Source organism: Veillonella sp. AF36-20BH, from assembly GCF_003602765.1.
GTDB lineage: Bacteria > Bacillota > Negativicutes > Veillonellales > Veillonellaceae > Veillonella > Veillonella hominis.
The window spans coordinates 22435-43292 of the sequence record NZ_QTLR01000005.1; the positions used below are offsets into that span (position 1 = coordinate 22435).

At 38.7% G+C, this 20858-nt stretch carries 21 protein-coding genes and 1 riboswitch; of the genes, 20 read left to right on the top strand and 1 reads right to left on the bottom strand.

Annotated features, from left to right (window positions below; genetic code table 11):
- Positions 1 to 2: 2 nt before the first annotated feature.
- The 12 genes from folE to ftsH all read left to right on the top strand — a co-directional run bounded on the left by folE (position 3) and on the right by ftsH (position 9717).
- Entirely contained in the window at positions 3 to 572 is a 570-nt protein-coding gene (gene folE, locus DW000_RS06725) for a GTP cyclohydrolase I (protein ID WP_120055712.1), read from the top strand.
- Positions 565 to 1398 carry a dihydropteroate synthase gene (gene folP / locus DW000_RS06730; RefSeq protein WP_120055714.1) on the top strand — a complete coding sequence of 278 codons (834 nt, stop codon included), beginning with the start codon at positions 565 to 567 and terminating at the stop codon, positions 1396 to 1398. The genes folE and folP overlap by 8 nt, the downstream gene beginning before the upstream one ends.
- A complete protein-coding gene (gene folB, locus DW000_RS06735; RefSeq protein WP_004698484.1) occupies positions 1398 to 1760 on the top strand; it encodes a dihydroneopterin aldolase in 363 nt (120 codons plus the stop codon). The genes folP and folB overlap by 1 nt, the downstream gene beginning before the upstream one ends.
- Positions 1760 to 2230, top strand: a complete 471-nt coding sequence (folK, locus tag DW000_RS06740; protein ID WP_004698513.1) for a 2-amino-4-hydroxy-6-hydroxymethyldihydropteridine diphosphokinase — start codon at positions 1760 to 1762, stop codon at positions 2228 to 2230. The genes folB and folK overlap by 1 nt, the downstream gene beginning before the upstream one ends.
- Before the next feature lie 101 nt (positions 2231 to 2331).
- Entirely contained in the window at positions 2332 to 3147 is an 816-nt protein-coding gene (locus tag DW000_RS06745; protein ID WP_024060959.1) for a hypothetical protein, read from the top strand.
- Between the two features lie 94 nt (positions 3148 to 3241).
- Complete coding sequence (locus DW000_RS06750; RefSeq protein WP_120055716.1) at positions 3242 to 4189, top strand: L-lactate dehydrogenase; 948 nt, start codon at positions 3242 to 3244, stop codon at positions 4187 to 4189.
- 177 nt (positions 4190 to 4366) lie between these two features.
- On the top strand, positions 4367 to 4699 hold the full coding sequence (locus DW000_RS06755) for a septum formation initiator family protein (protein ID WP_004698500.1): 333 nt from the start codon (positions 4367 to 4369) through the stop codon (positions 4697 to 4699).
- Positions 4700 to 4768: 69 nt separating this feature from the next.
- Entirely contained in the window at positions 4769 to 5170 is a 402-nt protein-coding gene (locus tag DW000_RS06760; protein ID WP_004695410.1) for a S1 RNA-binding domain-containing protein, read from the top strand.
- A gap of 97 nt (positions 5171 to 5267) precedes the next feature.
- Positions 5268 to 6164: a phosphatase gene (locus DW000_RS06765; protein ID WP_120055718.1), complete on the top strand. Its 897-nt coding sequence runs from the start codon at positions 5268 to 5270 to the stop codon at positions 6162 to 6164.
- Positions 6133 to 7131 (top strand): tRNA lysidine(34) synthetase TilS, encoded by a 999-nt coding sequence (tilS, locus tag DW000_RS06770; RefSeq protein WP_120055720.1) that lies wholly within the window; start codon positions 6133 to 6135, stop codon positions 7129 to 7131. Before DW000_RS06765 ends, tilS begins: the two co-directional genes overlap by 32 nt.
- A 23-nt stretch (positions 7132 to 7154) precedes the next feature.
- Positions 7155 to 7700: a hypoxanthine phosphoribosyltransferase gene (gene hpt, locus DW000_RS06775; protein ID WP_004698467.1), complete on the top strand. Its 546-nt coding sequence runs from the start codon at positions 7155 to 7157 to the stop codon at positions 7698 to 7700.
- An 88-nt stretch (positions 7701 to 7788) separates the two neighbouring features.
- Complete coding sequence (gene ftsH / locus DW000_RS06780) at positions 7789 to 9717, top strand: ATP-dependent zinc metalloprotease FtsH (protein WP_004695418.1); 1929 nt, start codon at positions 7789 to 7791, stop codon at positions 9715 to 9717.
- A 53-nt stretch (positions 9718 to 9770) separates the two neighbouring features.
- On the opposite strand, the gene DW000_RS06785 is transcribed toward ftsH, so the two are convergent.
- Positions 9771 to 11114, bottom strand: coding sequence for a threonine/serine exporter family protein (locus tag DW000_RS06785; protein ID WP_004695419.1), 1344 nt, complete (start codon positions 11112 to 11114; stop codon positions 9771 to 9773).
- Positions 11115 to 11286: 172 nt separating this feature from the next.
- Here DW000_RS06785 and DW000_RS06790 point away from each other — a divergent pair, with 172 nt between their 5' ends.
- From DW000_RS06790 to DW000_RS06825, 8 genes are all read left to right on the top strand, one after another.
- Entirely contained in the window at positions 11287 to 12261 is a 975-nt protein-coding gene (locus DW000_RS06790; protein ID WP_120055722.1) for a biotin--[acetyl-CoA-carboxylase] ligase, read from the top strand.
- A 9-nt stretch (positions 12262 to 12270) separates the two neighbouring features.
- A complete protein-coding gene (locus tag DW000_RS06795) occupies positions 12271 to 13038 on the top strand; it encodes a type III pantothenate kinase (protein WP_004695423.1) in 768 nt (255 codons plus the stop codon).
- A 94-nt stretch (positions 13039 to 13132) separates the two neighbouring features.
- The gene (dusB, locus tag DW000_RS06800; protein ID WP_120055724.1) at positions 13133 to 14119 is read left to right on the top strand and encodes a tRNA dihydrouridine synthase DusB; all 987 of its coding nucleotides are present in this window, start codon (positions 13133 to 13135) and stop codon (positions 14117 to 14119) included.
- A gap of 123 nt (positions 14120 to 14242) precedes the next feature.
- The gene (greA, locus tag DW000_RS06805; RefSeq protein WP_004695428.1) at positions 14243 to 14716 is read left to right on the top strand and encodes a transcription elongation factor GreA; all 474 of its coding nucleotides are present in this window, start codon (positions 14243 to 14245) and stop codon (positions 14714 to 14716) included.
- 29 nt (positions 14717 to 14745) lie between these two features.
- Complete coding sequence (gene lysS / locus DW000_RS06810; RefSeq protein ID WP_120055726.1) at positions 14746 to 16263, top strand: lysine--tRNA ligase; 1518 nt, start codon at positions 14746 to 14748, stop codon at positions 16261 to 16263.
- A 430-nt stretch (positions 16264 to 16693) separates the two neighbouring features.
- Positions 16694 to 16792: riboswitch (purine riboswitch) on the top strand.
- A gap of 61 nt (positions 16793 to 16853) precedes the next feature.
- Positions 16854 to 18197 (top strand): NCS2 family permease, encoded by a 1344-nt coding sequence (locus DW000_RS06815; RefSeq protein ID WP_120055728.1) that lies wholly within the window; start codon positions 16854 to 16856, stop codon positions 18195 to 18197.
- A gap of 101 nt (positions 18198 to 18298) precedes the next feature.
- On the top strand, positions 18299 to 19579 hold the full coding sequence (gene guaD / locus DW000_RS06820) for a guanine deaminase (protein ID WP_120055730.1): 1281 nt from the start codon (positions 18299 to 18301) through the stop codon (positions 19577 to 19579).
- A 242-nt stretch (positions 19580 to 19821) separates the two neighbouring features.
- On the top strand, positions 19822 to 20775 hold the full coding sequence (locus tag DW000_RS06825; RefSeq protein WP_004695437.1) for a cation diffusion facilitator family transporter: 954 nt from the start codon (positions 19822 to 19824) through the stop codon (positions 20773 to 20775).
- The last annotated feature ends 83 nt before the right edge of the window (positions 20776 to 20858 follow it).

The window sequence follows — 20858 nt, forward strand, 5'->3', positions numbered from 1 at the left end:
CGATGAATCAACGTGCAAATGACGGGATAAAGCAATTCTTAGAGGCTTTATCTGTTGATACAGAGGCACCAGAGTTAGAAAAGACACCAAGTCGTGTAACAGAATTATATAGTGAATTATTCAGCGGTGTAGGATTAGACACGAAAGCTGCATGGGGAGAGACTTTTAGTACAGACTATAAAGGTCTCGTAGCAGTTACAGGGATTCCGTTTTACTCCATGTGTGAGCATCATTTATTGCCTTTTTTTGGTACCGTAGATATCGTGTACCAACCTAAGGATGGATGTGTGGCAGGACTTAGTAAGTTTCAAGATATCGTGAATATCCTCAGCCGTAGACCGCAATTACAAGAGCGGTTAGCATCTGAATTAGCTGATGCGATTATGAATGATTTATTTGCTCATGGCGTATTTGTACGCATTACATCGACTCAGTTGTGTATGCTCATCAAAGGGACCATGCAGCAAGATTCAAAGGTTATTACATTAGAAAGCCGAGGCGTATTAGCCGAAAAGGGCACATTAAGAGATGAAGCGTTGGCAATGTTAGGCGGAGGACAGGTAAATGTTTAAACGTAGAAATTATACATGGAATGATGGCAAAAGCTTATCTTTGTGTGATCGTACCCTTATCATGGGTATACTGAATGGTACACCTGACTCCTTCTCTGATGGGGGAAAATTTAATACACCAGAAACAGCTATTGCTCATGTAAAACAAATGATTGAAGATGGTGCAGATATTATCGATTTAGGCGTTGAATCTACACGCCCTGGTTCTACACCTTTGACCGCAGACGAGGAAATAGAACGCTTATCTCTATTAATAGAGCCTGTCTTACAGGCCTCTACAGTTCCTGTGTCTATCGATACATATCATGCTAAAACCGCAGAATATGCCTTCTCAAAAGGGGCACATATTCTAAATGATGTATGGGGCTTACATTATGACCCTGACATGGCCGCAGTAGTGGCTAAATATAAGGTACCTGTTATCATCATGCATAATAGTAATGATACAAATTATGGTGATATCATTGAAGATATGAAAGCATTCTTCTTCTGTGCTATCGATAAAGCGTTGAAAGAGGGGGTAACGCCACAACAAATCTGGCTTGACCCAGGTATTGGCTTTGGTAAAACTGAAGAACAAAATATTGAAGTTATGCAACGCTTGGGTGAGTTAACGGCTTACGAATATCCTGTTTTACTTGCTCCAAGCCGCAAGCGTTTCATCGGATCTATGTTAGGCGGATTGCCTCCAGAAGATCGCGATGAAGGTACGGTAGCTGCTTGTATTACAGGTGTATTCCAAGGCGTTGACATGGTGCGTGTTCACAATGTGAAAATGCACAAACGCGCCTTAGCTGTAGCAGACGGCTTGTTACGAGGTGAATAATGGATAGAATCGTTTTAAAAAATATGGCATTCTACGGATACCACGGAAATTTGGCATCTGAGCAAGAACAAGGGCAACGATTTTTTGTAGATGTAGAAATAATAACTGATCTTACAAAGGCCGGTCAAAGTGATCAATTAGAGGACTCAATCAATTATGTAGAGGTATATGAAATTGTAGAATCAATTATGACTGGTGAAAAGTACAATCTTTTAGAACGATTAGGGGCGCTTATCGCCGATTCCTTGTACCAACATTATCAAGGTATTGTAGGTCTCTCTGTAACGGTGCGTAAACCATCTGTACCGATTTCAGGCATTTTGGATTATGTTGAGGTTATCACTACAAGAGGACAAATTTGATGTATACCTATTACATCAGTGTAGGCTCGAATATAGGGGACAAGAGTGACTACATCAATTCTGCTTTTCAATCCTTACAACAACATGGGGCAATTTCTAAGCTAGTCACTTCTTCTCTTATTGAAACTGAGCCGTGGGGATATACGGAACAAGATACCTTTGTTAATGGCGTATGGTCTTGTGAAAGCACTCTAGAACCACATCAAATGCTCAGCCTTATTCAGCAATTAGAGCAGGCGGCTGGACGAAAACGATTGATTCATTGGGGCCCTCGCACATTAGATTTGGATATTATTTTAGTGTACGATACAGAGGGGAAAATGATTTCTCTGTGTGATGAAAGTCTTGTGATACCGCATCCTCATTTTTGGAATCGTAATTTTGTACTAGAACCGCTATCTCAGCTGTTACCAACTTTCACATATAAAGGGGTTAAGGTTGCCGACCGATTATCTCAATTGGAGGTATAGGCTAGAATCGTATATAAGCTAATGTTAGATACATTGTAAACATGATACAGATTGTACGCATGCTCTTACGTTTTATGATTGGGGAGTCATGGAGAGTGTAGATGAATATAAAACGTATTGGATTATTTGTACTGGCACTTATTATAATGGGCATATCTTACTGGCTTGCTGTAGGGGCAAATTATGATAGCAAAACAGTACGTATTGATCCAGAAGCGCATACACTGGTTAATTCTAGTGATGCCATTATTTCAAAACGAATATTAGCTATGAAGACCAGTGGATCGCAAGTGTATTTCTTAGGTTATGAAGGACTAGGGATTTATAATTTATCTGATAATACACTTCGCTTGATGCCCATTACCTTTAGAGGGCAACATATAGAACCTCCTAAATCGGGTGATTACCAACGAGGTTTACGGAATATAACAAAGGTAAAAGCATTGTCTGACTTCAGTAATGATGAGCAAGACGAATTTAAAAGTTTGTTGGACTCTACCGATGGAGGGGCCCATTATTATGGTGACTTTTACCATTCTGGTTATGAGTCGTCTCTCATTGATTTGAAGGACCAGTATTTTATTACGAATACAGTACGTGCATTAAAACGTGTTAATCATACATTATATGTGTATGATGGATCAGGTTTTATTATTATAGATTTAGATAATCGTCGTATCCAAGGCTTTTTTAATAATCGCATTAGTGGTGAAGGCTCTAAGGGGGTGCCTGATAGTTTACGTGGACATTATGGTTCTGATTTTATTATGATATATGCATTATCCAAATTAGATCCTAAAGATTTGGATATCTTATGGTCTATGCGTAAACAATATTTAGAAAAATCTCCTCAAGCGATGGAAGAAAAAGATTTGTTCCCACTCAATTTGGATGAGATGAATTTAAATGAGTTATGATTCTATTAAGGTAAATCATATACGGATATACGTGATTTAAATGATTGGCATTTGAGGATATGTTATCGTTTTATGCTAAGGTATGGAGGCTCTTATGAAGTTACGCAAGGTAGGTATTATTGGTACTGGACATGTAGGCTCTCATGTGGCATTTTCTTTAGCCTTGCAAGGTGAAGTTGATGAATTATATTTGATGGATATTGACGAGAAAAAAGCTCAGGCGCAAGCTATGGATATTAATGATGCCGTTAGCTATATTCCACATCAAGTAACTGCTACATCAGGTCCTATTGAAGAATGTGGAGATTGTGATATCCTCGTTTTTAGTGCGGGGCCTTTGCCGAATTTGTATCAGGATCGCCTTGAGAGTCTTGGTGAAACCATAGCTGTACTTAAAGATGTTATTCCACGTATCAAGCAATCTTGCTTCAAAGGCTTTATCATTTCAATTTCTAATCCTGCTGATGTAGTAGCCACTTATTTATGTAAACATCTTGAGTGGAATCCTAAACGTATCATTTCAACGGGAACAGCGCTAGACTCAGCTAGATTACAAAAAGAATTAGCTCATATCTTTACTATTAGTAATCGCTCTATTACGGCCTACTGTTTAGGTGAACATGGAGGTAGTGCCATGGTGCCGTGGTCCCATGTCTGTGTACAAGGTAAACCACTTTTAGAATTATATCGAGAGCTACCTCATAGATTTCCTAAACTTGACCATACAAAAGTACTAGATGATGTTAAAATTGGTGGCTATCATGTACTAGCTGGTAAAGGCTCTACGGAGTTTGGTATTGCGAGTGCTACCACAGAATTGATTCGCGCCGTATTCCATGATGAAAAGAAGGTATTGCCTTGCTCCTGTTATTTAAATGGACAATATGGAGAAGAAGGAATATTTGCATCTACTCCTGCTGTTATTGGTAAAGATGGCATAGAAGATGTTTTTGAACTGCAACTAACTAATGAAGAGCTAGCCTTATTTAAAGCTTCTTGTGCTGTCATTCGTGAACATGTTGCAAAGGCTGAGGCTATGTAAGTGGATGTTTACTTTTGTATATAGAAAGTTTACATCGCATATGGAGTTTTAAATTTATACGGATTTATGTTACCGTTCTTAATGAGAAATATCTGTAATTTTCTTTAGTCCCAAGCTCTGTTATGTGGTATAATCTAAAAATGACAGTATACAGATGATGAATATTTGGGGGACATTATGACTCAGGACACTATGGATGTACAACGCCCAAAAAGGCCACGCAAACGGGTTCGTCCTAATCGCAAAGCACAGGATCAGCGTATTATCCTCATGTGGATCAAGCGAATTGGCATAGGGATTATGGTGCTGTTACTGTTAGGGCAGGCTTATCGCTTGGTGGCTGTATATCAAGAAAAACAACATATAGAGCAACAATTGCAAGAGTTACAGCAGCGAAATGAAGAGTTAGAACAGGAAAAGGCTAGGTTACAAGATCCAAAGACCATAGAAGGGGTTGCTCGTGAGGAGTTAGGATTGGTAAAGCCTGGTGAAGTACCGTATGTAAAATAGAGTGTATTCTATTATTTTTTCTTTGCATCAGTTTGTAGTTTAAGGTTTCCGCATTAATTAGGAGGTTGCATGGCAATCGAAGTTGGTAACATTATTGATGGTACCGTATCAGGTATTACAAAATTCGGCGTATTTGTTGATTTAGGAGAAAAGCAAACAGGGTTAGTTCATATTTCTGAAGTAGCTCATGGGTATATCGAAGATATTAATACCCTTTTAAAGGTTGAGGATCCAGTAAAGGTTAAGGTTTTATCTATTGATGGTAATAAAATAGGACTTTCCATTCGTCAAACACAACCTAAAGAGGGGATGGACGAAGAAAAACGTCCTCATCGTGTTCAATCGAAACAAAGCATAGAGTCTTTCGAAGCGAAGATGAAATCATTCTTGCGCGATAGCAATGAACGATTACACGATTTAAAACGTAATACCGAAGGAAAACGCGGAGGCCGAGGTGGTCGTCGAGATTAATAGTGAGAGATGGCATCTAGCCATCTCTTTACTTATGTATAGAGTATTAACGCTATAATAGTATTAGGAAAAATCTATTTATATGTAAGGAGCAATTATGAAGTTAGCAATTATCGATATTGGCTCTAATTCGGTGCGCTTATTATTGGCTACCTATGAGAATAACGAGTGGCGTTATGAGCCTAAGCAGTTGTGGACTACTCGTTTAGGTCAACGAAATACAGATGGTACCTTGCGAGATGAATCCATGGAAGCATCCTATCAAGCCTTTACGGATATACAAAAAATAGCAAATGAATACGGTGCTGACTATTGCTTTGGTTTTGCGACGAGCGCTGTTCGTGAAGCGGCTAATGGACTTGCATTTATGGAACGTATTAATACATACTGTCCTATGGAGTGGCGAATTTTATCTGGTGCTGAAGAGGCCATGTATGGCTTTTATGGCGCTTTAGGAAATCAATTAGAGGATGGACGTCATTATACGACCATTGATATTGGTGGAGGTAGTACAGAACTTGCATTAGGTAACAAGGATGGAGTGTACTGGAGCCGTTCTTATCCTGTGGGAGCGGTACGCCTTCAATCTATATCTGACGAAGGGCCTCAACGAGTGTGGGAGGAAACCCGTTTTCTTTGGGATCCGATGATGATTGAAGGTGAATTTGGTGAATTTATCGGTATTGGAGGAACCCTAACAACCTTGGCTGCTATTGATTTAGGTTTAGATCATTATGATGGCACAAAGGTACAAGGTCATAAATTGAGCCGTGAAACGGTGGAAGGCATTATTATGAAATTGCGGTATATGAGTCGTGACGAGAGAATACAAGTAAAAGGTTTACCTGCTGGGCGTGCCGACATCATCGTTGCTGGGGCGGAGATTTTAACGTCCTTTATGGATTCCTATGAGGTCCCTCATGTATTTGTGAGCGACCAAGATGGTATGGAGGCGATGGCCCGTGAATGTGAAAGCACTCATTCGAACTGTTAATCACACTTTAAAATTACATAATCTTTTTCCTGAGAATAGTCGTATCTTGGTAGCTTGCTCTGGAGGCCCTGATTCGATGGCCTTATTGCATTTGTTGCAAGATATTGCTACACATCGCCACACGGAGTATGAGCTTGGAGTGGCAATTGTAGATCATTGTATTCGTCCTGAAAGCAAGGATGAGGTCTTATGGTTGCGAAATCAAGTGGAAATACTAGGATTGCCATTTTATACGGCTATCTTTGATGTGCCGAAATTGAGTAAAGAGCAAAAGCTATCAGAGGAAACTATAGGTCGCCACGTTCGGTATCAATGGCTAACCGGTATAGCACAGTCTGAGGGGTATGACTATATTGCAGTAGCTCATCATAAAGATGACCAAGCAGAATCAATTTTAGCACATCTTATTAGAGGGACTGGACTTAATGGTTTGACAGGCATGGCCGTTGTTAGTAATGATTATACTGTTCCAGTAGTAAGACCTCTGTTAGATGTCACAAAAGAAGAATTACTTCTATATTTAAAAGAGAAAGATATTTCTTACTGTATAGATAGTACAAATGAGGATGTACGATATCAAAGAAATAGAATTCGTCATTGCATTATACCTGAGTTAAAAGCCATTAATCCTATCGTTATCGATGCTATAGTAAGGCTAGGGGCTTCTGTACGCGAAGACATTTCTCTTATTTCTAATTTAACGGATATGGCGTTTGATGAGTTAGTAACTATCTCTGATGAGGGCGCGTTTATATCTCGTAGGGGGTTACGTAAGAAGCCGTTGTCTATCCAACGTCGATTGTGGCAAAGACTGGTGAGCATCTTTGATCCTGAAATCAAGCTTACCACTGCTCATCAAGAGCAATTACTCGATATTGTTAACACTGGGGAAGGGAAAACTTTCAATATTAAAAGTATAAAAGTAAGTGCTCAATGTGATACAATAAAAGTATATTGCAAACATTAATATGAATTGCGGAGGTCATATAGATGCATCAAGATGCAAAAGATATTTTATATACAGAGGAACAATTAAAGGCTCGTGTGGCTGAATTAGGTCGTCAAATCAGTGCTGACTATAAAGGGGAATCCGTAGTTCTCGTAGGGGTATTGAAAGGTGCTATCGTTTTTTTTACAGATTTAGCTCGTTCTATCGATGAGAATGTGGATGTAAGCTTCGATTTTATTTCTTGCTCTAGCTATGGCAGCGGTACAACAAGTACAGGGGTAGTTCGAATTTTAAAAGATTTGGATCGCTCTGTAGAAGGAAAGCATGTACTCGTTGTAGAAGATATTGTAGATACGGGTACAACATTACATTACTTGCTAGAAAATTTACATGCCCGTGGAGCTAAAAGTGTACGCCTTGCAGCGTTATTGAATAAGCCTGAACGCCGTAAAATGGATGTAGAAGTAGACTATGTAGGCTTTGTCATTCCTGACTACTTTGTTATCGGCTATGGTTTAGACTATGCAGAAAAATATCGACACTTACCTTATATAGGTATTTTAAAGGAAGAAATGTATCAAGATTAAAAATATGATATAATATATGAGTGCATCTCTCAACGAGATGTACTCAATTCGTTTATGCCACTAAACTATTATTGAAAGGGGTAATATTTTGGGTCGATTTACAAAAAATATCGTCCTTTATTTACTTATCATTGCCGCTTTCGTTATCGCCATTGACGCTTTCTCTGGTCAAAGTGCGAATAAATCTGAACTCAGTTATACAGGATTTATTCAACAAGTACAACAGAAAAAGGTTGAGTCCGTAACGATTACCAATGATCATGGTATTAAAGGTAAACTAAAAAATGGAACAGAATTCAATTCTTATGCGCCAACTGATGAAACATTAATCAAAACTTTACAAGATAATGGTGTAGAAATTACTGCAGCTCCACCTGAGCAACCTGCTTGGTGGATGAGCTTGTTAGGTTCTGCTATTCCGATTATCATCTTGGTAGTATTATTCTTCTTCATCATGCAACAAACGCAAGGTGGCGGTGGCCGAGTGATGAACTTTGGTAAAAGCCGTGCTAAATTGATGGGTGAAGGCAATGTAAAGGTTAGCTTCAAAGATGTAGCTGGCGCTGAAGAAGCAAAACAAGAATTAGAAGAAGTAGTAGAGTTCTTAAAGGATCCAGGCAAATTTACAACTATCGGTGCTAAAATTCCGAAAGGTGTATTATTGGCAGGACCTCCAGGTACAGGCAAAACATTACTTGCTAAAGCTGTTGCTGGTGAAGCAGGGGTACCATTCTTTACGATTTCTGGTTCTGACTTTGTAGAGATGTTCGTTGGTGTTGGTGCTTCTCGTGTGCGTGATCTTTTCACACAAGCGAAAAAGAACGCCCCATGTATCATCTTTATAGACGAAATTGATGCGGTTGGTCGCCAACGTGGTGCCGGCCTTGGTGGTGGTCACGATGAACGTGAACAAACATTAAACCAATTGCTCGTTGAAATGGATGGCTTTGGTGCCAACGAAGGTATTATTACTATCGCTGCAACAAACCGCCCAGATATTCTAGATCCTGCACTTTTACGTCCAGGTCGTTTTGACCGTCAAGTTATTGTAGGTCGTCCAGATCTACGCGGCCGTGAAGCAATTTTGAAAGTTCATGCTCGTAATAAGCCTTTGGCTGATGATGTAGACTTGAAAATAATTGCGAAGAAAACTCCAGGCTTTACTGGTGCAGACTTGAGCAATTTGTTAAATGAAGCAGCTCTTTTGGCGGCTCGTCTTAACAAAAAAGTAATTACTATGGCTGAAGTTGAAGAAGCCAGTGAAAAAGTTAGTATGGGACCTGAACGCCGCAGTCATATTGTGAGCGATAAGGATCGTAAATTGACAGCATACCATGAATCTGGTCATGCTATCGTGGCACATCTATTGCCTCATGCAGATCCTGTTCATAAAGTAACGATTATTCCTCGTGGTGCAGCTGGTGGCTACACTATGATGCTTCCTACTGAGGAACAAAACTACAAAACAAAATCTCAATTATTAGCAGATATTCGAGTTGCTCTTGGTGGTCGAATTGCAGAAGCCTTGATTTTAGATGAAATCAGTACAGGCGCTTCTGGGGACCTTCAAAGTGTAACTAATACTGCTCGCGCTATGGTAACGCGTTGGGGGATGAGCGATGAGCTTGGTCCTATCGTGTTTGGTGAACAACAAGAACAAATCTTCTTAGGAAAAAACCTAGGCCATGAGCGCAACTATAGTGAAGAAATTGCTGCGAAAATCGACTCTGAAATTCATCGTATCGTAGAAGAAGCTTATAAAGATGTAACAAAACTTCTTAGCGATAATGAAAAATTCTTACATGACATGGCAAATGCTTTGTTAGAAGAGGAAACAATCGATGCGAAAGCGGTAGATAATCTTTACAAATATGGTACAACAAAAGAACCTGAAGCTGAGGAGCCTAAAGTAGCTTCTGAAGTAGAAGGTAGCGTAGTACCAGAGAGTGTTGATGCTAAAGAAATAACTAGTACTGTAGCAGATCCTAGTGAAGCATCATCTAATGAAATTAAATAATGGATTTTGTCCAAATGAAAAAGAGCTAGCCTTTTTAGAAGGCTAGCTCTTTTTTACTGTCCATCGTTTATATGACGTGTGGCAAGAAGTTCTGTCATGCGTTGTTCTTTTAGTTTTTGCAAATATTTTTGTGCCAAAACATTTGGTATAGCTACACCGATTGCTATAGCTATAGTTGTAAATGTGCCAGTTACACCATTTTGTATCATAAGGATTAGACTAGCATCATTTAATGCATTGATGTGTAACATGTCGAAGAGAAATCGGTAGTACAGTATACCGGGCATTAATGCGATGGCAGACGGCACGATAATGATAGTGCTAGATGTTTTTAACCAAGTAGAAACTTTTACAAAAATAATACTCATAATGGCAGCACCAATAAAGGTAGCACCTGGTGTAGAAAATCCTAATTCTACGGATAGTATATTGCGAATACATACACATAGTACGCCACCAATACCAATGGATACTAATAGTCTGACAGGAGCATTAAAAAGTACCGCAAAAGCAGCTGCAGCTGTAAAAGAACCGATAACTTGCTCAATGGAAATAACATGAGGTTTAATATCAACAAAATTAAATGCTGGTGCAGGGCTAAAGTAGAGTGCCATGGCCATACCTAAAGTCATGCTACCCACGATCAGTAATGTTCTAATAGCGCGTGTCATACCCGATAAAATATGATTATTAATGATATCGATGACACAATTGATCAATGGTACCCCAGGAATCATGAACAAGGTACAGCAAACGAGTACATATAGTAAGGATTCATTATTTACATGACTATAAAAAGCGTAAGCCGATATCATGGCACCAAATCCGCCTAATGCGATTCCTACATATTCATTAAGCCCTAATCTGCCTGATAGGGTGCGCGTAAAATAACCAATACTAGAACATATGATGGTAACGATGAATGCGATAATATCGCCACTGTAAAGGTATGCAAGACCTGCCGAACCTAGTGCACAAGCTAGTCCTTTTATCCAGTTTGGATACGTCGGTATAGTTGTATCCAGTTTTGCAATTAGTCGTTCATAGGTCGTTAGTGAGTAATGTCGCTCAAAGGCGCGCCATGTGAGCTTTGATACGGCATTGATCATAGCCATATTCGGAATATGAACCGGTGTTTTTCTGAAGACCGTTATGGATCGCTCTTTGTGTAATAGATTGACCATAATAGTGGTATATGAAATATGGATATTTAAGTAATCATGAGGAATTCCCATAAATGTTGCGGCTTTTAGCATTTCCTCAATGATTCGATTTGTATTTGCCCCACATTCCATTAGTAACTTCCCTATATTGAGTAATACATCCAGTTTTCGATGAATATGGATAAAAGGGTTCTCTAAAACTTGATTTTTCTCTTCTAATGTAAACTGTTTCATATATCTCTCCGAAGGATAATAGATAGCATTATTGTTATCTATTTTTTTATGTATACCTTTATAACTATATACATTATAACATTAATTATTTTAAATAATCCTTGCATTTTACAAGGTACACTTGTAAAATCGAATTGTAAACCTAGGTTGACAAAGAAAGGGGCTCTAAACTATGCGTGATGAAGTGCTAGAATTCTTGAGACAAAACCAAGGTAGTTTCGTATCGGGACAAGATATGTCCGAAGCCTGCCATGTTTCGCGCACAGCTATTTGGAAACATATCAAGGCGTTACGTCAAAAAGGCTACAAAATTGAATCTTATACCAAGAGAGGGTATCGATTATTGGAAGAACCTGATTTGTTGAGCCCCTTGGCAATGAAACAAATCTTAAAAACAGATGTATTTGGTAAACGATATGTTTATATGGATACCACGGAGTCTACGAACTTAGAAGCTCGTCGTTTAGCTCAACAAGGTGCAGAAGAAGGTACGGTTGTGGTTACTGAGGAACAGGCTGCTGGTCGTGGGCGTTTATCTCGCGGTTGGTATTCTCCATTTGGCAAAGGCTTGTGGTTTAGCTTGATTTTACGGCCTGATTTTCCACCTGTAGAGGCTCCAAAGTGTACTTTGATGGCTGCTGTAGCTTTGACAAAGGCATTTCATAAGATGGGGCTCACCGATGCGGGGATAAAGTGGCCTAATGATATTCTTGTGAATGGTCGTAAGCTAGTAGGTATTTTGACAGAAATGTCTGGTTCTATGGAAGAAATTTCTCATATTGTAATGGGCATTGGGGTCAACGTAAAAATAAAACAAGAAGAATTACCAGAAGAGTTGAAATTAATTGCTACATCCCTTGCGATGGAAGATATTGATATTGAGCGCACAGAAGCATTTAGACTTATATTAGAAGAATTAGAACATCAATATTATGAAGTGCTCGATAGCGGCTTTGAAGAAACCCTTAATGAATGGCGGCAATTATCTGTTACGCTCGGTGAAGAAATTGAAGTGCGTGCTCCTGGCAATACCTATGAAGGGGTAGCTACAGATATTGATGAAGATGGTAATTTATTAGTAAGAATCTCAGATGGGACAATTAAACGTATTGTGGCAGGGGACGTATCAATTCGTCCGCGTAAATAGGAGGCATTAATGTTATTAGTAATTGATGTGGGAAACACCAATATTGTTCTCGGTGTATACGACAAGACAGAACTTGTGGGTCACTGGCGTATTTCCACAGATCGGGTCCGTACCACCGATGAATATGGCATGCTGATGATGAACTTATTCTTTCACGACCGTAAGGTTGATGTAAAAGATATTAATGCTATCATTATTTCCTCGGTTGTACCACCATTAATGCCTACATTAGAGCGCGTGTGTTTGCGCTACTTTAATGTAAATCCTCTTATTGTAGGTCCAGGTACTAAAACTGGCATCGCTATTAAGTATGATAATCCTCGTGAAGTAGGGGCTGACCGTATTGTAAATGCTGTAGCAGCACATGAGCTTTATAAGGGCGATTTAATTATCATCGATTTTGGTACGGCTACAACTTATTGTGCGGTACAAGGTAATGGCGATTATATGGGCGGGGTTATTACTCCAGGAGTAACAATTTCTGCAGAGGCTTTATTCCAACGGGCGGCCAAATTACCTCGTATCGATGTGAGAGACCCAGGGCAAGTCATTTGCCGAAATACGGTGTCTTCTATGCAATCTGGTATGTTCTACGGTTATGTAGGTCAAGTAGAAGGTCTCGTGTCTCGTATGAAAGCGGAAATGGGAAATCATGTAACTGTAGTGGCTACAGGTGGTTTGGCACAGCTTATTAGCAGTGCTACAGACTGCATTGACCATGTAGAACCTATGCTTACATTAGAAGGTTTACGCCTTATTTACGAAAGAAATAAATAATGCTACTATAATATAGTTACGTATAGGTAACGAAGTAGTGTACATTCGGGTACAGCTTATGCTGTACCTTTTTTATTAAGGGAAATAGAATTATATGAATAATAAACTGTGGCAAATTGGGGCTGTCAAAATTGATGGTCAAGCCATATTAGCGCCTATGGCAGGGGTTAGCGATATTGCGTATCGACTACTGGCTAAAGAACATGGTGCAGCCTTGGTATGTACCGAAATGGTCAGTGCTATGGGCATTAAATATAAGAATGAACGTACTCATGAATTATTGCGTATTGAAGAGGCAGAACGTCCTGTATCCATGCAAATTTTTGGCTCTAATCCAGAAGCAATCGCTTTGGGGGCTAAGGTTGTGGCCGATGCGGGTGCCGATATTGTAGATATAAACATGGGCTGTCCTGTAAAAAAGGTAGTTACCTCTGGCGATGGTTCGGCACTTATGAAAAATCCTGATCTAGCGGCGCGTGTTGCAGAAGCTGCTGTTGAGGCTGTTGATGTACCTGTTACTGTAAAAATGCGTATCGGTTGGGATAGTGACTCTATTAATGTCGTGGATTTTGCAAAACGCATTGAGTCTACAGGTGTGGCTGCTATTGCCGTACATGGGCGTACAAAGGAGCAAATGTATAGTGGACATGCGGACTGGTCTTATATTAAGGCTGTGAAAGAAGCGGTATCTGTACCTGTACTTGGCAATGGTGATATTGTGGAGCCTGAAGATGCTAAGCAAATGCTTGATGAAACAGGCTGTGACGCTGTAATGATAGGTCGTGGGGCACAAGGGAACCCTTGGATCTTTGATCGTATTCACCACTATCTAGCTACTGGTGAAGTGTTACCTGCACCGACCGATATAGAGCGTCTAGATATGTTATTAAAGCATTTTGACCTGTTATGCCAATACAAGGGTGAAGGTATGGCTGTTAAGGAGATACGAACTCATGCGGGTTGGTATATGAAGGGATTACCAGAATCTGCATATTGGCGCAATCGAGTGAATACAATTCATACTGTAACGAGCTTTCACAATGAACTAGAAACGTATCGCAAAATATTGTCTGAAGGTTAGTCAGATTGACAAATGAATAGTATTTTTATATAATGGTTGAGATAATTTAGAAACAAAAGATAAGGTGTCATCTTATTATGACACTTTTTCTTATTATTTATATGTAGAAAGAGTGGGGTACCCATGGCAGACGTAAAAGAAACATTACTCACCGCCGAAGGTTTAAAGAAGTTAGAAGAAGAATTAGCGTACTATAAATCTGTACGCCGTATTGAAGTATCTGAACGTATTAAAACTGCTATTGAATATGGCGATATCAGTGAAAACTCTGAATATGATGATGCAAAAAATGAACAAGCTTTTATTGAAGGTCATATTGTAGAGTTAGAGAATAAGATTAACACTGCGAAGATCATCGATGAATCTGTAAAAGGTGACGTTGTATCTGTAGGTAGTAAAGTTACTGTACTTGACACTATGTACAACGATGAATTGGAATATGTTATCGTTGGTTCCTCTGAAGCGGATCCATTTAACAATCGTATCTCTAATGAATCTCCTGTAGGTAAAGCTATTTTGGGAAAACGTAAGGGCGATGAAGTAGAGGTTTCCACACCAGATGGTCCTGTAACATTCAAAGTGTTAGCAATCCAATAATTTACAATTACCGACAAAGAGGCGATAACATGAGTGAAGAAATTAAAAATGTACAAGAAGAGCTGAATGAGCAAATGCAAATTCGCCGCGATAAATTAGCCGAATATGAAGCTGATGGTATTTACCCATTTGGCCAACGTTTTGTCGTAAAAGATTACGCAAAAGATATTAAAGAAGATTTCTTCTTGAAATATGATGGCCAGCCTGTAGTTATTGCAGGTCGTTTGATGACAATCCGTTCCCATGGTAAAACGGCATTTGCGAATATTCGTGATAAATCAGGTGATATTCAAGTATACTTCCGTAAAGATGTATTGGGCGAAGATGCTTATAAATACGTTAAAATGCTTGATATCGGTGATATCATCGGCGTAGAAGGTCACGTATTTAAAACTCATACCGGTGAAGTTACCATTAAAGTTAACAAATTAACATTGTTATCTAAGTCTTTACGTCCATTACCAGAAAAATGGCATGGATTAAAGGATACAGAACTTCGTTACCGTCAACGCTATGTTGATTTGATTGTAAATCCTGAAGTGCGTGATACATTTGTAAAACGCTCTCAAATCGTTGCTAAGATTCGCGAATACATGATGCATGATGGCTTCATGGAAGTGGAAACACCGATGATGCATGCTATCCCTGGTGGGGCTGCTGCACGTCCATTTATCACTCACCATAATGCGCTTGATATCGATATTTACATGCGTATTGCACCAGAATTGTATCTCAAACGTTTAATCGTTGGTGGTATGGACCGCGTGTTCGAAATGAACCGTTGCTTCCGTAACGAAGGTATCGATAATCGTCATAATCCAGAATTTACTACTATCGAATCGTACCAAGCCTATGGCGATGTAGAGGATGCGATTCGCTTAACAGAAAATCTTGTGTCCTACTGTGCTCAAGAAGTACTTGGTACACAAGAAATTACATACCAAGGCACAGAAATTAATTTGACTCCTCCTTGGAATCGTATCACAATGGCTGAAGGTGTAAAAAAATACACTGGTGAAGATTTTGATGCAGTCACAACTATAGAAGAAGCTCGTGCTATTGCTGATCGCTTAAATGTAGAATACACAGAAAATGATGGTATTGGTAAAATCTTAAATCTTTGCTTTGAAGATTATGTAGAAGAAAACTTGATTCAGCCAACTATTGTATATGGTCATCCTAAAGAGATTTCTCCACTTGCTAAAGCAAGTCGTGAAAATCCATTGGCTACAGAACGTTTTGAAGCTTTCATCTATGGTCGTGAATTGGCAAATGGCTTCTCCGAGTTAAATGATCCAATCGACCAAAAACAACGTTTCTTGGATCAATTGAAAGAACGTGAAGCGGGTGACGATGAAGCTCATCGTATGGATGAGGATTTCGTTACTGCTCTTGAGTACGGCTTGCCTCCAACAGCTGGTCTTGGTGTTGGTATCGACCGTCTTGTTATGTTCTTAACAGACTCTGCATCTATTCGAGATGTATTATTGTTCCCGTTGATGAAACCAGAAGCTCCTAAGCATTTTGAAGCTGAAGAAGCAGAATAATAATCGACACTATTAAGGCTCCCTATTCTTTGAGTAGGGAGCTTTTTATATATTTATGAAATAGTTAGTATCATATAAATATCATTTTAAACCTGTTACTACGATACTGCCTTTAAATATGTATTGAAACATGAATGCTATATGTAATTTTATACGATGGATTAATGGAGTGGTTAATATGTTGAGCTCCTGTACCAGTCTATAAGTATATAAAAAAATTAACGATATAAAGTCTATAGAAAATAATTTCTAGGATAAAAGAATAGTTTATGATTATTCATCAATTGTTATTGACATTGTATAAAAATAATTTTATACTAAGTGTGAGATGTGGTATTTACATAATATATATGATATAAATTCATGCATATAAAGTTTTTCTTATTTATCTTTACTTTATCGAATCTGAATGTGATGATATAGATTAACTGTATAGAACTACTACATACCTTGTATAACCTTGACGGGATGGGTCAAGTCTCTCTAGCGTGAACCGAGATTTACGGCTACAAGAGCTTATTTATGATGCTCTTGTAGCCGTTTTTTATTTAACTAAATTTATATTTCTAAAAGTTTAGGAGGTAAGTGCGATGAGTTCAATGGATTATGAAAGAGGTAATCAAGCCAATGGTTGTCTTGATCGGTTTTTCAAGTTAACCAAACATGGAACATCAGTAACGACTGAGATTTTTGCGGGTATTACAATGTTTATTGCATCAGTATACATTCTGGCAGTAATACCCAATCTATTATCTGTATCAGGAATGCCTCATGGTAGTGCTGTAGCGGCTGTAATTTTAACAACTGCCTTTGCGACAATGCTAATAGGTTTTGTTGCTAATGTTCCGGTTATCGTAGCCCCTGGACTTGGCCTAAGTGCATTTTTCTCGTATACCATTTGTGGTGCTATGGGCCTTAGTTGGCAAACTGCATTAGGTGCCGTTTTTATTTCCGGTACAGTTTTTGTTATTTTAACAGTTACTAAAGTTCTTAATAAAATAGTAGATGGTATTCCACAAGTGCTGAAAACCTCTATTGGCGTAGGTATTGGTTTATTCGTTGCCTTCATTGGCTTTAAAAATGCTCATATAATTATTTCTGATAATGCTACATTTGTAACCCTTGGGAACATGAAAGATCCTGCAGTACTATTAACATTGTTAGGCTTGTTTATTACAAGTATTTTATTAGCTAAGCAGGTTAAGGGTGGATTGTTAATTGGTATGGCCTTCACTACGATTTTGGCTATGGTGTTAGGTTTGACTAAGGTTCCTATATCTAGTTCGGATATCTTTAACTTGGTACCACCATTTCCAGTAGACACATTTGGTCAACTTGATGTAATGAGTGCTATTGGGTATGGCTTTTTCTCCATTATCTTCTCCATTACTATTGTGGATATGTTCGATAATATCGGTACATTGATTGGTGTAACGAGAAAAGCAAACTTAGTAAATGAAGAAGGGAAATTTGAAGGTTTGAATCGTGCCTTGCTATGTACGTCTATTGGTGCCGCAGCAGGTGCCGTTGTAGGTACCTCTACAGTTACTTCTTATATTGAAAGTGCGGCAGCCGTTGCTGATGGTGGTCGCACAGGTCTTACGGCAGTAGTAACTGGCCTTTTATACTTGGTATCTTTATTCTTTGCACCATTGTTCTTATTGGTACCGGTACAAGCGACTGCACCTGTACTGATTACTATTGGCGTATTTATGATGAGTGAGGTAACGCATATTGATTTTACTGATTTCACGGAAGCATTGCCTGCGTTCTTAACAATTCTTCTTATGCCATTAACATTTAGTATTGCTCAAGGTTTATCCTTTGGTTTTATTTCTTATACATTAATTAAATTGGCAACAGGTCGTCATCATGAAATTCATCCTATTATGTACATCATGACTGTGGCGTTCATCATTCACTTTGCTATTTAAATAGCATATACTATGAATCATATAGCATAGTCTATTAAACGAAAATCTAGCGTAGTATATGGGCGCAGTACTTTAGGGCTCTAATCACGCGAGGAGGTTATATGAATTCAACGATTATTTTAAAAGGAAATATATTATATACACCGAATCCATCAGCACTTGTATCTATTCAACAGGGTTATGTTATTGCTGTAGATGGGGTGGTTGTTCATTGTGGTGAAAGTATTCCTACAGTTTATACAGAGTATGATGTTGTTGATTACGGTGATAATCTCATTATTCCTGGTTTTGTGGATACCCATGCGCATGCACCACAATATTGTAATCGTGGACTTGGTATGGATAAGGAACTGTTACCATGGCTTGAAACTTATACATTTCCTGAAGAGGCAAAATTTATTGATCCTGACTATGCTCGTCTAGTATATGGTGCCTTTGTTCACGATTTATGGCGCAATGGTACGACGAGAAGTATTTTGTTTGGCACAATCCATAAAGACAGTACATTGGTGTTGATGGAGCTTTTACAAAAAGCAGGATTGTCAGCTTATGTGGGCAAGGTAAACATGGACCGTAATAGTCCGGAATTTTTGATTGAAGAAACGAATCAATCCTTAGCTGATACTAAAGTATGGTTAGATGCGTCAGCTCAATTTGGACCTTTAGTTAAACCTATTATTACACCGCGCTTTGTACCATCTTGTACGAGTGAACTCATGACAGGACTTGCTAAATTAGCGAAAGAATACGATGTTCCTGTTCAATCTCATTTGTCGGAAAATCACGGCGAAATTGATTGGGTCGCATCGTTACATCCTGAGTCGTCAAACTATACAGATGTGTACTATGAACATCATTTGATGGGTACCGTGCCAACTGTAATGGCCCATTGCATTCATTTGAGCGATGTAGAAATGGATCGCATGGCTGAAACGCAGACTATGGTATCTCATTGTCCATATTCGAATGTAAATCTTTCTAGCGGAATTGCACCGATTCGTAAGCTGATTGAGCGGAATATACCAATTGGTTTAGGCTCCGATATTTCTGGTGGACATATTGTATCGATGGCAAAGGTCCTTACTGAAGCTATTGGTCTATCGAAAATGAAATGGGCTGAAGTAGACCCAAACTATGCACCTCTTACCTTGAGTGAAGCCTTCTATATGGCTACCAAGGGTGGTGGACAATTTTTTGGCCACGTTGGAAGCTTTGAAAAAGGCTATGAATTAGATGCCCTTATTATCGATGATACGTCCCTATTCGACCTAAATGAACGTTCTTTGGAAGAGCGTTTAGAGCGCTGGCTATATGTAGGGGATGATCGCCATATTATTGAACGCTATGTGGCTGGTCGCGTAGTTCCGAGTCCAAAAGGGTAAAGTTTATATCTTACAGAAAAAAATATTGATATATTTAAAGCAGCTAGTTTGTATACCCTTCAAACTAGCTGCTTTTCGGTGCTTCTTTTAGAAACTGACCGAGGTGTTAGATAAACTTTGGATTATGATTTATGGTAGGTTTTATAGCTTTCCTGTTTATATTACTGAACAGGGCGATTTTGCTCATCAATTCACTTGGTGTATAATAAAAAAATGTACAAATTAAGAAAGTGGGGGTCTTAATGGATATATTAGGAGCAAGACGCTCTATTGAACAAAAGCTATTAATGCAATCTGTTGCTTTGATGGCGCTAGTTGCGGTGAGCGGCACTGTGATGGGGATTGTAACGGGATCTAGTGCAGTGTTGTTAGATGGGGTATTCTCCTTCGTTGATGTTGTTATTAAGATTATGATGCTTATGACAGCTAAGTTAGTTGCTAGAGAAACGAGTAAGCGATTCCAATTCGGTTTTTGGCAATTTGAACCTCTGGTGCTCGCCGTGGAGGGCTTTTTTATTCTTCTCATAGTAATTTATGCCTTATCTAGTGGGATTACAGATCTTTTGTCTGGTGGACGTCACGTAGACTTCGGGCCAGCTATTTTCTATGCTATATTCTTTACTGTTGCGGATACTGCTTACTATCTTTATGTACGTCGTATTAATAAAAGTTTGCAGTCTAACTTGATTAAATTTGATAATGTAAGCTGGTATGTCGATGCTTTGTTAGAAGCGGCTATCTTGATTAGTTTCGTTGTAGCTACTATGCTAGAAAGTACTGAATATGCTAGATGGGCTACTTATATTGACCCTATTGTATTAATTATTTTAGCGGTACAGATGATACCCTCTGCATTTCGTATCATTGTGCCATCCATGAAACAAATATTAGGATGGGCACCAACTTCATTGCATAATGAAGTGCAAGAAATTATGGATCGATTTATGGAAAAGTATAATTTTAAAGATTATGTGACGAGCGTGCAAGTATATGGCAATACTCGAATCATTGAAATTGATATTTTAGTTCCTAAAAGTTTTCCATATCAAACCATTGCTGAAATTGATGCTATTCGCAATGAAATTGACCAAGAAATCGGCGGTAACCCAACGGAAAAATGGGTGACCATTTCTTTTACAGGCACGCGTAAATGGATGGCAAAAGATTATTTGCTAGATGAAGAAGAGGATGAATAATATAAAATATTGGTGAGAAGTCTAGTATATAGCACATAATTTAATGATAAATACACCAATATATGGTATACTTAAACGTATTG